Raw genomic sequence first — 12,788 nt, 5'->3', positions numbered from 1 at the left:
GCCCGGTCTCAGCGGCGCGGACCCGTCGCCCGGGGCCGCAGCCGGTCGCGGATGATGCGTACGGCGGCCTCGGCGTCGTCGACGGTCACGGTGAACGTGTGCCCGTCCCACAGTTGGAGGACCACGCCCTCGCCACGGCGTACGACGACGGCGGTGCCCTTCTCGGGGCGCCAGCGGTAGCCCCACCCGCCCCACTGCCGCGGAGTGACGTGCGGGATGAACTCGGCTCCGGCGACATGGTCCAGCGGGATCCGTCGGCGCGGCACCCCGATGTGGCCGCAGCGCACCTCCAGGGAGTCCATGTCGACCTTGAGGGCGACATGGACGAAGGCGAGCGTGAGGAAGAGGACCAGCAGCCCGGCCGCGATGCAGCCGACCACGGACATGACGAGCGGAGCGGCCCCTGAGGTCCACGTCGAGTCGACGGCGAGCTCGACGCCGAGCGCCAGGATCGCGGCGCCCCCGAGCGCCAGCAGCCACTGGATCCGGTTGGAGGCGCGGCCGGTCCAGACCTCGGTGTGGTGCGAGGTGTGCTCGCCGTGGGGGTGGTCCCTCATGCCTACGAGGTTACTCAGGTTTCGCCGCGCTGGTACCTCGTCGCACAGAGTGACTGCTCCGGGCGGGGCTTTCCGGCCGCCGACAGGTGGTCAGCGGGCGGGGGTGGCGGTCCGCAGGAGCCGGCCCTCCGCATAGGCCAGGGCGGGCGCGGGCAGGGCGGCACCCTCGCGTCCGCTGAGCAGCACCGTGAGGGTGCCGGTGGCCGCTGCCTCGGGCGCGGGCTGCTCACCGATCCGGCGCAGCGCCTGGGCGGCGACCGCTCCGGCGGAGCCGTGCAGGACGAGCGGCGGACGGCCGGGGCGCTGCACGGCGGCGCGGATGCGCTCGGCGACCAGTTCGTAGTGCGTGCAGCCCAGGACGACGGTCGTCACGTCCGCGGGGGTCAGGGCGGCGGCCGCGGCCACGGCGGCGTCGACGGCCGCCTCGTCGGCGTGCTCCACCGCCTCGGCGAGGCCGGGGCAGGGCACCTCGGTGACCGGCACCCCGTCGGCGAACTCCTCGATGAGACCGCGCTGGTAGGGGCTGCCGGTGGTGGCGGGGGTCGCCCAGATGGCGAAGGGACCGCCGGCCGCCGCCGCGGGCTTGATCGCGGGAACGGTGCCGATGACCGGCAGATCCGGTTCGAGACGGGCGCGCAGGGCGGTCAGGGCGTGCACGGTGGCGGTGTTGCAGCCGATGATCAGGGCCTCGGGACCATGGGCGGCGGCGGCCCTGGCGAGGGTCAGGGCGCGCCCGATGATGTCGGCCGGTGTGCGGGGCCCCCATGGCATGCCGTCGGGGTCGAGGGAGAGCACGAGATCGGCGTCGGGGCGCAGTCGCCGTACCGCGGCGGTGGCCGCCAGCAGACCGATTCCGGAGTCCAAGAGCGCGATCTTCACCCGGCCACGATAGACGATGAGCCCTTGGGGGCCGGTTCCGTGGGGCAGACTGCGGGCGTGAGCGCCATCGCGTGGACCGCCGCCGTATCCCTCGCCGCCTGGCTGTGGCTGCTGCTCTGCCAGGGCTCCTTCTGGCGCACGGACATAAGGCTCCCGCCGCAGCGTGATCCCGCGGCCTGGCCGTCCGTGACTGTGGTGGTGCCGGCCCGTGACGAGGCCGAGGTGCTGCCCGTGAGCCTGCCCTCTCTCCTGGCCCAGGACTATCCGGGGCGGGCGGAGATCTTCCTCGTCGACGACGGCAGCACGGACGGCACCGGAGAGCTGGCCCGCGAACTGGCGCGCCGGTCCGCCGGACTGCCGCTGACCGTGTCCTCACCGGGTGAGCCGCCGGCGGGGTGGACGGGCAAGCTGTGGGCCGTAGGCCATGGCATCGCTCTGGCACGCGCGCGTGAGCCCGAGTACCTGCTGCTGACGGACGCCGACATCGCCCATGAGGCGGACAGCCTGCGGCGGCTGGTCGCCGCCGCGCACGCCGGTGGGTTCGACGTCGTCTCGCAGATGGCCCGGCTGCGGGTGGAGAGCCGGTGGGAGCGGCTCGTGGTGCCGGCGTTCGTCTACTTCTTCGCGCAGCTGTATCCGTTCCGCCGGATCGGCAGGAGGGGCACGCGGACGGCGGCCGCGGCAGGCGGCTGCGTCCTGCTGCGCGCCGACACGGCCGAGCGGGCGCGGATCCCGGACGCCATCCGGCACGCCGTCATCGACGACGTGGCCCTCGCGCGGGCCGTCAAGGGCGGCGGCGGCCACATCTGGCTGGGCCTCGCCGAGCGGGTGCACAGCGTGCGCCCCTATCCCCGGCTGCACGACCTGTGGCGGATGGTGTCGCGCAGCGCGTACGCCCAGCTTCGCCACAACCCCCTGGTGCTGCTGGGAACGGTGGCCGGGCTGGCGCTGGTCTATCTGGTGCCGCCCGTCGCCGTCCTCGCCGGCCTGGCGACGGGCAGTGCGGCGACCGTGCTGCCGGGTGCTGCCGCGTGGCTGGTCATGACGGGGACGTACGTCCCGATGCTCCGCTACTACCGGCAGCCGCTGTGGCTCGCTCCCCTGCTGCCGTTCACCGCGTTCCTCTATCTCCTGATGACGGTCGACTCGGCGGTGCAGCACTACCGGGGGCGCGGCGCGGCCTGGAAGGGCCGCACCTACGCGCGCCCGGACGCCGTCGTCGGCGAGGAGCGCTGAGGTCTCACTTGCGGCCCGGGGTCCAGTTCATGCCCCAGCCGTACACGTGGTCCACCGTCCGCTGCGGGCTCACTCCGCGCTCGGGCACCAGATAGCGAGCCTCGCGCTGGACGACCAGGTCGTCGCCGGTGTTGGTGATCAGGGCCAGGGCGCACACCGTCGAAGGCACCGTGCACTCGTCGAGGGAGAAGTCGATCGGGGCGCCGTACTGCGGCTGGAGGGTGACCGTGGCGTGCAGGTCGGCGAAGGAGCGCGCGCCCTCATAGATGGTCACGAAGACGAGGATGCGCCGGAAGTCGCGCTTGTGGTCGAGGTTCACGGTGAGGTTCTCACCGCTCGCGAGCGCACCGGTGCGGTCGTCGCCGTCGAGGTGGATGTAGGGCGGCTGGTGCAGGGCTCCATAGGCGTTGCCGAGCGCCTGTACGACTCCCTTGCGGCCGTCGGCGAGTTCGTACAGGGCGCACAGGTCGAGGTCGGCGTGCATGGCCACCGCCCGGCCGCGCTTGCCGCTCCAGCCCGAGAACTGTTTACGCACCTGCCAGTTGAGGTTCACGCGCATCGCACCCGAGGTGCCGCCCTGTTTGGCGAGGGAGACGGAGGGAGCGGACTTGGTCAGCGTGACTTTGGAGAGGCGGACCGGTGGCGAGGAGGGGGCCGGCGGCGGCGTCACCGGTGCCTTCTGCTGGGGCTCGTCCACGGTGATGCCGAAGTCCGTTGCGAGACCTTCCAGTCCGCTGTCGTAGCCCTGACCGACGGCTCGGAATTTCCATGCGCCCTGGCGGCGATAGAACTCCCCGAGCACGAAAGCGGTTTCTACTGTCGCGCCCGTGCTGTCGAACCGCGCCGCCACAGTGCCCTGCGCGACATCTCGCACCTCGATGTAAAGATCCGGGATTTGGGCGAAGGTCCCGCCGTCCGCAGAAGCGGCGAGCACAACGGTCTCCACCGACGGCTCCACGCGCGCGAGATCGACGAGCAGCGTGTCGGTCACCCGGCCGCCGTCGGTCCGCTTGCCCTCGTGGCGGACGGCTCCGGAGGAGTGCTGCGGCTGGTTGTAGAAGACGAAGTCGGCGTCGGAACGGACCTTTCCGCTGACGAGCAGCAGGGCCGAGGCATCCGCGTCGGGGACCCCCGGCCCGGTACGCCAGCCCAATTCGACGCGCAGTGCCGTCGTGGGCACCTGAGCGTTCGAGCCTTTCGACATTGGCATGTCCGCCCCCATCAGGTGTCGGCAGGCCAGGACGCGCCCCGGCGGCCCTTCGAGTTCTACCCGCTCAACCTATTCCCCGGGGACAGCGAACTCCCATCGCGCGCACAGGAAGATCGCCGGCCAACCGGCGGTAACCCGCTCGGAACTCGGCTTTTACCAGGATGGGACCTGGATTGGCGTCCTTTTTTGCCGAGTTCGCTCGCATTGGGGATCCCACGTCACTGCCGACACGGAAAACAACCCTCTTATCGGTCTCCCCAACCAGCACATCGTGGGCTTAACTTATGTGCCATGACCTCCCCCCGCTCCACTTATGGCGGCGGCTACTACTCCGCCTCCTTCCCGGACACTCCGATCTACGACTCACTCGTGGCCGAGCGGGGCACCCCGCAGATCGCCCCGATTCGGGTCCCGGCCGCCTACGACGTCCCGGCAAGCCACCTTCCCGCGCTGCCGTCCGCGCTGCCCGCTCTTCCCGCTGGTCCCTCCTATTCAGGTCCGTCCTACTCCTCCTACGGCTACCCGCAGGCGCAGCAGCCCTCTCCGCTGCAGCAGGCGCCCGGGGCGTACATCCCGCAGCAGGCCGCCGCGCCTCGCGGTTATCCCGGGCCGCAGCAGCAGCCGCGTCCGGCCGGCCCCGGCATGGGCACGGGCTACGAGGCGATGCGCCCCGCGGCTCCCCGGCCCGCTCCGGCGGCTCCCTACCAGGACCCGTACAACAACCAGCAGTACCGCGGGTACTGATTCCCCTCCCGGGCTGTCGGTGCCGCCTGGCACGATGGGCTCATGGGGAATGCGCAGCTGTTGTCGATACATGTCCATCCGGTCAAGGCGTTCCGGGGTCTGGCACTCCGGGAGGCCGAGGTGGAGCCCTGGGGGCTGGCCGGTGACCGGCGCTGGGCGCTGGTAGACGACGGGGGAAAGGTCGTCACCCAACGACAGCAGCCGCGCCTCGCGCAGGCCGCCGCCGAGCTGATGCCCGGCGGCGGCGTCGTTCTGTCCGCGCCCGGTCTGGATCCGCTGACCGTGCCGGTCCCCGAACCGGGCGAGACCGTCACGCTGGACATCTTCGGGGACAAGGTCGAGGGGGTGCCCGCCGCCGACGCGGCCGCACACGCGTGGTGCAGCGAGTACCTCGGCGCCCGGACCCGCCTGGTCCACCTGGACGACCCCGCCACCCGCCGCCCGGTCGAGCCCGAGTACGCGCTGCCGGGCGAGACCGTCACCTTCGCCGACGGATACCCGCTGCTGCTGACCTCCGCGGCCTCCCTCGACGCCCTCAACTCCCTGATCTCCGAAGGCCGGCACGCGGCCGAGGGCCCCCTGCCCATGAACCGTTTCCGGCCGAACGTGGTCGTGAGCGGCGCCGACGCCTGGGCCGAGGACGACTGGTCGCTCATCGCCATCGGGGACGTCACCTTCCGGGTGGCCAAGATGTGCGGGCGGTGCGTGGTGACCACCACCGACCAGGACCGGGCCGTCCGGGGCAAGGAGCCGTTGCACAGCCTGGGCCGGCACCGCCGCTTCGGCGGCAAGCTCGTCTTCGGGCAGAACCTGGTGCCCCGCTCCCGTGGCACGATCCGGGTCGGTGACCCGGTGACGATTCTCGACCGGTGAGCCAGCACCTCGGGAACACCGCCCGGGGGCATGCACGTTGGGGCTTTCACGAGGAGTTCATGAGAGGCCCGGCCGCAGGTGATTTCGCTCTCTCTTCGGCCGGTCCCGCGCGTGAACGACTCCGTCGGGGGTTATCACGGAGCGGGAAGGGGGTGCGGACGGTGCGGGCGATCAGTGGGCTGTGGCGTTGGCGGCGCAACCCGCTGCGCCGCGGGACCGACCTGGCCGAGGCCTGGGCCGGCCTCCTGGCCCTGCTGCTGATCCTGGTCGTAGCACCGGTGATCGGCTCCGTCACCGGGGGCGCGGCCCAGGGAGCGCTGCAGCAGTCGGTCCGTGAGCAGCAGGATTCCCGTCGGCTGGTGACGGCGACCGTGATCCGCAGGCTGGAGCGTTCGCCGCTGGACGCCGACCCCGAGGCCGCCTCGGGGCGGGATGTGCGCAGCCGAGTGGTGGCCGGCTGGACCGCGCCGGACGGCACCGCGCACCGGGGCACGGTGATGGCCGCCCTCCAGACCCCGCACCGCGGCGACCACTTCAGCATGTGGACGGACCTGCACGGCCGCACAGCGGCCCGGCCGCTGGACTCCGCCACCGCCACCACCCACGCCGTCCTCGCGGGCACCGGGGCGGCCCTGCTGACCGCGGGCCTGATCGAGTGTGCCAGACGGTTCGCCGTCTGGCGCATGGTCCGTCGCCGGTACGCCCGTTGGGACCAGGCCTGGGACCGCGCGGGCCCGGACTGGGGCCGGACCGGCACCGGCAGCTGACCGCCTTACGGCTCTGGTCAACCCACCACCCGCGCGCACGCTACGGTGGACCGGCCGAGGTTCCTCGGCAGCACAAACCCGCGTACGACGAGGTGGGGGCATAGCAACGCCATGGCACAGGGCACGGTCCAGGTGACGCACACCGGTACATCGCGGTGGCGGCGCCGCACGGGTGAGTACGCGTCACTCGCCGCTGCCCTGGAGGCCGCGGCGGACGGGGACGTCCTCACGGTCGCGCCCGGCACCTACCGGGAGAACCTCGTCGTGCAGCGGGCGGTGACCCTGCGCGGCCCCGAGGGTTCGCCCGGTTCCGTGCGCATCGCGCCCCTGGACGGGGTGCCGTTGACCGTGCGTTCCTCCGCCGTGGTGCAGGACCTGCACGTGGAGGGCCAGGACGCGGCCGCCCCCGCCCTGCTCGTCGAGGAGGGCACACCGGAGCTCACCGACATCCGGATCGTCACGCGGTCCGCGGCCGGCATAGAGGTACGCGGCGGCGCGCGCCCGACCGTACGGCGCTGCACCGTCGACAACCCGGCCGGCATCGGCATCGCCGTACTGGACGGCGCGGGCGGGGTGTTCGAGGAGTGCGAGATCGTGGCGGCCGGCCAGTCCGGTGTCTCGGTGCGCGGCGGCGCCCACCCCCGCCTGGAGCGCTGCCGGGTCCACCACACCTCGGGCGCGGGACTGACGGCGACCGGCGAGAACTCCGCGCTGGAGGCCGTGGGTTGTGAGGTCTACGAGGTCCGCGGCAGCGGGGTCCAGATCACCGGCCGGGCCACCGCGCACCTCACCGACTGCGATGTGCACCGCACCACCGGCGACGGCGTCACCCTCGACACCGACGCGGTGCTGACCCTGGCCGACTGCCGTATCCACGACATCCCGGAGAACGCGGTCGACCTGCGCTCCCGCTCGGTGCTCACCCTGACCCGTACGACGGTCCGTCAGTTCGGGCGCAACGGCCTGTCGGTGTGGGATCCGGGCACGCGCGTGGACGCCAACCAGTGCGAGATCTTCGACAGCACCGGCGACTATCCGGCCGTCTGGATCAGCGACGGCGCCACCGCCGTACTGGACTCCTGCCGGGTGCACGACGTGCCGGACGCCCTGTTCGTCCTCGACCGCGGCTCCCGCGCGGACGTCGTCGACAGTGACATCTCCCAGGTCCGCAACACGGCCGTGTCCGTGAGCGACGGCGCCACCGCGCAGCTCGACGACTGCCGGATCCGGGACGCGGCGACCGGCGCCTGGTTCCGTGACCACGGCAGCGGCGGCACCCTCAACAACTGCACCGTCGACGGCACCCAGACCGGTGTGATCGTCACCAAGGGCGCCGACCCGACGATCGAGCGCTGCACGGTCGACTCCCCCGCCGAGGCGGGCTTCTATGTGTCGGCGGGCGGCCGCGGCAGCTTCCTGAACTGCCGGGTGACGGGCAGCGGCGGCTACGGCTTCCACGTCATAGACGGCTGCCGTACGACCCTCAGGAAGTGCCGCACGGAGCGCTGCGCGCGCGGCGGCTACGAGTTCGCCGACGCCCCCGACGCGGCGGCCGGAGCGGGCCCCGTCGTCGAGGACTGCACGAGCGACGAGAGCGGGGGCCCGACGCCGCCCGCGGCGCGCGAGACGGCCGTACTGACGGAGTCCAGCTCCCCCGGTCTGCTGATCCCCGGGCAGCGGGTCACCGAGCAGGAGCCGCCGGCCGTCCCCGCCGAGCCGGAGAAGCCCTCGCGCACCTCGAAGGCCGTTCTCGGTGAGCTCGACGCCCTGGTGGGCCTGGACAGCGTCAAGCGCGAGGTGCGGGCGCTCACCGACATGATCGAGGTGGGCCGGCGGCGTCAGGAGGCGGGCCTCAAGGCGGCGTCCGTCAAGCGCCACCTGGTCTTCACCGGCTCCCCCGGCACCGGCAAGACGACGGTCGCCCGGCTCTACGGCGAGATCCTCGCCTCCCTCGGTGTCCTGGAGAAGGGGCATCTCGTCGAGGTGTCCCGCGTCGACCTGGTCGGCGAGCACATCGGTTCCACCGCGATCCGCACCCAGGAGGCCTTCGACAAGGCGCGCGGCGGAGTGCTGTTCATCGATGAGGCGTACGCGCTGTCGCCGGAGGACTCGGGCCGGGACTTCGGCAAGGAGGCCATCGACACGCTGGTGAAGCTGATGGAGGACCACCGGGACGCGGTCGTGGTGATCGTCGCGGGCTACACCGCCGAGATGGAGCGGTTCCTGTCGGTCAACCCGGGTGTGGCCTCCCGTTTCTCGCGGACCATCACCTTCAGCGACTACAACCCAGAGGAACTCCTCCGCATCGTGGAGCAGCAGGCCGAGGAGCACGAGTACCGGCTGGCACCGGGCGCTCCGGAGGCTCTGCTGAAGTACTTCACGGTGCTGCCCAAGGGGCCCGCCTTCGGCAACGGCCGTACCGCGCGTCAGACCTTCGAGGCGATGGTGGAGCGGCACGCGAGCCGGGTCGCCCAGGTGGACGACCCGACCACGGACGATCTCACCCTGCTCTACGCCGAGGACCTGCCCGAGTCCTCCTGAGACCGCGGGACCGGCACGTCCGGCTGGAGCCGGCCCAGCAGTTTCGCCCGCTCCTCGGCGAAGACCGGGTCGGCCTGGTAGTCGGAGTGGCCGAGGATCGGCACGGGCAGCGGGTGCAGATCGGTGCGGCCGTAGGCGAGCGGGTCCTTGAGGGGCTCCCGGTCCACCTCGGGGCCGCAGTCGCCGGGCAGCCGGACCGGGCCGCCGATGGGGTCGGTGAGCCGGTAGAGGTTGCGCCAGCAGTCCACGTCGTGGTGCAGGGCGGTGAGCGCGGCCGGCCCGAAGTGGGCCGGGAACCAGCGACCGTAGAGGCGCTCCAGCGGGGAACCGTAGGTCAGCAGGCCGACGCGTTTGCGGACCGTGGGCTCCAGCTGCCAGGCCGCGGCGGCCGCCAGCACACTGCCCTGGGAGTGGCCGGAGATGACCAGCCGGCCGCGCGTGGCCCGGGTCCAGGTCGCGATCCGCCAGGTCAGGTCCGGTACCGCGCGCTCGGCGTAGCAGGGCGGGGCGAAGGGATGGGCGGCGCGCGGCCAGAAGGTGCCCACGTCCCAGAGGATGCCGATGGTCCGGCGCGCGGAGGGGTCCTTGTAGGCGCGGCGGCCCCAGGTGACGAACAGGATGAAGCCGAGGCCGATCAGCCAGGAGCCGAGGGCCTGCGCGGTGTCGGCGCCGCCCTGAACGAAGACGTACGCCCCCTCGGCGGCCTGTGCCGGTGTCCTGCGGGAGGTCAGGGCGCCGACGAGGGCCCCGGCTCCCAGGAGCAGGGTGCTGGCCGACGTCACTCCGAGCAGGCGCGGTCCCCGGTCCGTCAGCGCCGCCATCGCGCGGGTGCGGGCGATGCGGCGGGTGCGTGCCGCGTCCTTGGGCTCCGCGGGGTACTCGCTCTCGACCGTGCCCAGTTGGGCCCGTCCGGAGCGCCAGGTGCGCCGGCCGAGCCAGGCGCAGTGCGCCAGCAGCACGAGAAGGACCAGTGGGATCACGGACGCCTGCCAGGTCAGCAGGACCGGCGGGCCGAGGATGGTGGCGCCGGTACCGTCCAGCCAGTCCGACACGCGCTGCGAGACGCCGCCGGACATCACGCCGCCCAGCGCGCAGGCCAGTGTCGCCACGGCGGGTCCGGCGAGCCCGCGCATCGCGGCGCGCGGGTCGGGATGCGTGCGGTACAGCAGGTGGGCGACCGCGGCCAGGGTGACCACCAGCAGACCCTGCACGAAGGCGATGCCACCGAAGGTGGCGTCCCCCGACAGCCGGCCGTGCGACTGCCACCCGGGCCGCTCCCACCCGGCGTACACCGCGGCGAGGGCGAGCAGGAGGAGCGCGGCGAGCGGCAGGCGCCGTACGAGACGCTCGTCGAGCTGCCGGTCGAGATACCTCTCGCTGCGTCCTCGGCGGCACACCACCCAGACGACGGCGACCGCGGCGGCGACGAGAGCGGCCAGCAGGAGCCGGCCCAGCGTGTCGAGGAGCACGGGGCCGCCGGGTTCGCGGTCGAAGCGGGCCGCCGTGGAGCTGACCGCGGCGGCGATCGTCAGCAGGCCCGCGGCGGTGTGCGCGGCGCGCAGGCGGGCGACCAGACGGCGGCCGTACCAGAAACCGGGCCGGCTGAGCGCGGTGCGCCCGTGGTCCTCCTCGGGCTCGCCCCCGCGGGACAGGGGCTGCTGGGACTCGTAGGCGCTCCACGTGCGGTGGGACAGGTACCAGAGCAGGCCGGTCAGCGCTGCCGGGACCAGGGCCGCGAGGGCGAGACGGCGACCGGGCCTGCTCCACCAGCCTGCGTCCGAGACGTCGGGCGACAGGAAGCCCAGCCAGGTGTGCGACTCGGCGCACGCGCGTGTGCCCGCGCACTGCCAGGCCGCTAGGTCCAGGGCGACCTCGCAGGCGGCGGCGACCAGCAGAACGGTCAGCGTCAGGCCCGCGAGCCGGACCAGGAGGCCGTAGAGGCGCACGGTCCGTTTGCGGCCGCGTGCGGTGGGGCGCATCCAGTGGGCGAGGTTGACCACCATGAACGGCAGTAACAGCAGCCACAGGGCGCGGGTGCCGTTGCCGGAGGTGAGGTTGCACCAGACGTACGCCTCGGGCACCGGGCCGGTGCGGGCGTCGCGCGGTCTCCGCTCGGCGTCGACGTCGTCGGCGCGCCGGAAGACGGCCGCGATGTCGTCGCCGGTGATCCGCACCGTGCGCGGATCGTCGAGCATTTTCTCCGGCGTGGTGCCGCCCACCCCGTGGACCAGGAGTTCCAGGGCGGTTCCGGATGCTTCGGGCCGGGCGGGCGAGCCGTCCGCGCCCATGGTCGGGACACGTTCCACTGTCTTTGCACTTCCCCCGTGACGCGCTGTCGGCATCTGTCCGTGCGGGAACAAGGATCTCCCGTTCGGCGCGTCGCGCACACCACTCGTCACGGAATCTCCCCGATCCGGGCGACAGCCGGAGCCCGGGTGTCACCCCGGTGGCACGAGTGAGACGGGGCGGTCGGTGGCGCTGCGGGTGGGGGCCCGTGCGAGTATGGGACGTCCCGCGCACCAGGGACGGGCAAAATGTGCTTGTGGGCGAGGGTGCGCAGGGCGTGTCGGACAGCCGCAGGCGAAAGGACCGGAGCGTACGTGAGTGAGAATCAGAACCTCCTCGCGGAGCAGCGGCGCGCCCTGATCCTGGACGAGGTCCGGCGCCGAGGCGGGGTGCGCGTCAACGAGCTGACCCGCAAGCTCGGCGTGTCGGACATGACCGTACGGCGCGATCTCGACGCGCTGGCCCGCCAGGGTGTGCTGGAGAAGGTGCACGGCGGCGCGGTCCCGGTGGTCGAGGCGAGCACCCACGAGCCGGGCTTCGAAGCGAAGTCGGGTCTGGAGCTGACCGCCAAGGAGGACATCGCGCGGTCAGCGGCGGAGCTGGTCGCCCCGGGCACCGCGATCGCCCTGTCGGGCGGTACGACGACGTACGCGCTGGCCCACCATCTGCTCGACGTGCCGGATCTGACCGTCGTGACGAACTCGGTGCGGGTGGCCGACGTGTTCCACGCGGCGCAGCGCACCACCGGCCCCCGTCAGGGTGCGGCGACCGTCGTGCTGACCGGCGGTGTGCGCACCCCCTCCGACTCGCTGGTGGGGCCGGTGGCCGACCAGGCGATCGCGGCGCTCCACTTCGACGTGCTCTTCCTCGGTGTGCACGGCATATCGGTCGAGGCCGGCCTGTCGACGCCGAACCTCGCGGAGGCCGAGACCAACCGGCGTCTGGTGCAGTCGGCCCGGCGGGTCGTGGTGGTCGCCGACCACACCAAGTGGGGCACGGTGGGCCTGAGTTCGTTCGCCTCGCTGGAGCAGGTCGACACGCTGGTGACGGACGCCGGGCTGCCGGCGTCGGCGCGCGCGGAGATCTCGGAGCATCTGCGGCGGCTGGTCGTGGCGGGCGACTCCGTTGAAGGTACAGACATCTGACGGAGCGCCAGCTAGGGTGACCCTTCCCGTTCACACCTGAGGGGGTTGTCCATGGCTCACCAACTGCGCGAGGTGGGGCTCGACTTCATCGCGACCGCACCCGTACGGCTGGTGTTCGTACAGCAGATGTCGGCTCCGCCGGAGGCGGTCCACCGGGCGCTCGCCGAGGACGTACCGGGGTGGGAAGAATGGTTCTCCGCGGTGACGCTGGCCCGCTCGACCGGGAACGGCTCGACCCGGGAGATCCACCTCAAGGGCGGCGGGCGCTTCCAGGAGACCGTCCTCGCGGCGAAGGCCCCCGAGCTGTACGCCTACCGCGTCGACGTGGCCAACGCTCCCGGTGCCCGCGCCATCGCCGAGGAGTGGCGGCTGACTCCCGCCGGGGCGGGCACCCATGTGCGCTGGACCTTCGCCGTCGACGGCACGGCGGTGTTCCGCCTGGTCGCGAAGCTGGGCCGGGCCGGGCTGGGGCGGGCCTTCCGGGACGCGGTCCGGACGCTGGACCGGCGGCTCGGGGCGCAGGGCTCCTAGCCGGGGTTCGGGTTGGGCC

General features: G+C 72.7%; 11 protein-coding genes. 7 read left to right on the top strand and 4 right to left on the bottom strand.

From position 1 onward, the window contains the following. Positions 1-8: 8 nt before the first annotated feature. Positions 9-557: a hypothetical protein gene (locus ACIRP7_RS32080; RefSeq protein ID WP_352386306.1), complete on the bottom strand. Its 549-nt coding sequence runs from the start codon at positions 555-557 to the stop codon at positions 9-11. Positions 558-647: 90 nt separating this feature from the next. After that, positions 648-1,436: a glutamate racemase gene (locus tag ACIRP7_RS32075; RefSeq protein WP_403666287.1), complete on the bottom strand. Its 789-nt coding sequence runs from the start codon at positions 1,434-1,436 to the stop codon at positions 648-650. Positions 1,437-1,493: 57 nt separating this feature from the next. On the opposite strand from ACIRP7_RS32075, the gene ACIRP7_RS32070 reads away from it, so the two are divergent. Then, positions 1,494-2,672, top strand: coding sequence for a glycosyltransferase (locus ACIRP7_RS32070; protein WP_403666285.1), 1,179 nt, complete (start codon positions 1,494-1,496; stop codon positions 2,670-2,672). Between the two features lie 4 nt (positions 2,673-2,676). Here ACIRP7_RS32070 and ACIRP7_RS32065 read toward each other — a convergent pair whose 3' ends face one another. Next, on the bottom strand, positions 2,677-3,876 hold the full coding sequence (locus ACIRP7_RS32065) for a TerD family protein (RefSeq protein WP_403666338.1): 1,200 nt from the start codon (positions 3,874-3,876) through the stop codon (positions 2,677-2,679). A gap of 297 nt (positions 3,877-4,173) precedes the next feature. Between ACIRP7_RS32065 and ACIRP7_RS32060 the strand changes: the two genes are divergently transcribed. The 4 genes from ACIRP7_RS32060 (at position 4,174) to ACIRP7_RS32045 (ending at position 8,807) form a co-directional block, all read left to right on the top strand. Then, positions 4,174-4,626 (top strand): DUF6643 family protein, encoded by a 453-nt coding sequence (locus tag ACIRP7_RS32060; RefSeq protein WP_403666283.1) that lies wholly within the window; start codon positions 4,174-4,176, stop codon positions 4,624-4,626. A gap of 42 nt (positions 4,627-4,668) precedes the next feature. Continuing rightward, positions 4,669-5,499, top strand: coding sequence for an MOSC domain-containing protein (locus ACIRP7_RS32055; protein ID WP_403666281.1), 831 nt, complete (start codon positions 4,669-4,671; stop codon positions 5,497-5,499). Between the two features lie 161 nt (positions 5,500-5,660). Beyond that, entirely contained in the window at positions 5,661-6,266 is a 606-nt protein-coding gene (locus tag ACIRP7_RS32050; RefSeq protein ID WP_403666278.1) for a hypothetical protein, read from the top strand. 111 nt (positions 6,267-6,377) lie between these two features. Next, entirely contained in the window at positions 6,378-8,807 is a 2,430-nt protein-coding gene (locus ACIRP7_RS32045; RefSeq protein WP_403666275.1) for a right-handed parallel beta-helix repeat-containing protein, read from the top strand. Here the strand turns inward: ACIRP7_RS32045 and ACIRP7_RS32040 are convergent. Beyond that, entirely contained in the window at positions 8,777-11,095 is a 2,319-nt protein-coding gene (locus tag ACIRP7_RS32040) for a hypothetical protein (protein ID WP_403666335.1), read from the bottom strand. The genes ACIRP7_RS32045 and ACIRP7_RS32040 overlap by 31 nt on opposite strands. A 312-nt stretch (positions 11,096-11,407) precedes the next feature. Here ACIRP7_RS32040 and ACIRP7_RS32035 point away from each other — a divergent pair, with 312 nt between their 5' ends. After that, positions 11,408-12,238, top strand: coding sequence for a DeoR/GlpR family DNA-binding transcription regulator (locus tag ACIRP7_RS32035; protein WP_403666273.1), 831 nt, complete (start codon positions 11,408-11,410; stop codon positions 12,236-12,238). 51 nt (positions 12,239-12,289) lie between these two features. Then, on the top strand, positions 12,290-12,769 hold the full coding sequence (locus ACIRP7_RS32030) for an SRPBCC family protein (RefSeq protein WP_403666270.1): 480 nt from the start codon (positions 12,290-12,292) through the stop codon (positions 12,767-12,769). The last annotated feature ends 19 nt before the right edge of the window (positions 12,770-12,788 follow it).

The organism is Streptomyces sp. NPDC102270 (genome assembly GCF_044766405.1).
Classification (GTDB): Bacteria; Actinomycetota; Actinomycetes; order Streptomycetales; family Streptomycetaceae; genus Streptomyces.
This window is presented reverse-complemented; position numbering and strand designations above follow the sequence as displayed.

Excerpts from the sequence above, each read along its gene's own strand:
- ACIRP7_RS32080 (WP_352386306.1), bottom strand. The coding sequence starts at position 557 with ATGAGGGACCACCCCCACGGCGAGCACACCTCGCACCACACCGAGGTC.
- ACIRP7_RS32065 (WP_403666338.1), bottom strand. The coding sequence starts at position 3,876 with ATGTCGAAAGGCTCGAACGCTCAGGTGCCCACGACGGCACTGCGCGTC.
- ACIRP7_RS32060 (WP_403666283.1), top strand. The coding sequence starts at position 4,174 with ATGACCTCCCCCCGCTCCACTTATGGCGGCGGCTACTACTCCGCCTCC.
- ACIRP7_RS32055 (WP_403666281.1), top strand. The coding sequence starts at position 4,669 with ATGGGGAATGCGCAGCTGTTGTCGATACATGTCCATCCGGTCAAGGCG.
- ACIRP7_RS32045 (WP_403666275.1), top strand. The coding sequence starts at position 6,378 with ATGGCACAGGGCACGGTCCAGGTGACGCACACCGGTACATCGCGGTGG.
- ACIRP7_RS32040 (WP_403666335.1), bottom strand. The coding sequence starts at position 11,095 with ATGGGCGCGGACGGCTCGCCCGCCCGGCCCGAAGCATCCGGAACCGCC.
- ACIRP7_RS32030 (WP_403666270.1), top strand. The coding sequence starts at position 12,290 with ATGGCTCACCAACTGCGCGAGGTGGGGCTCGACTTCATCGCGACCGCA.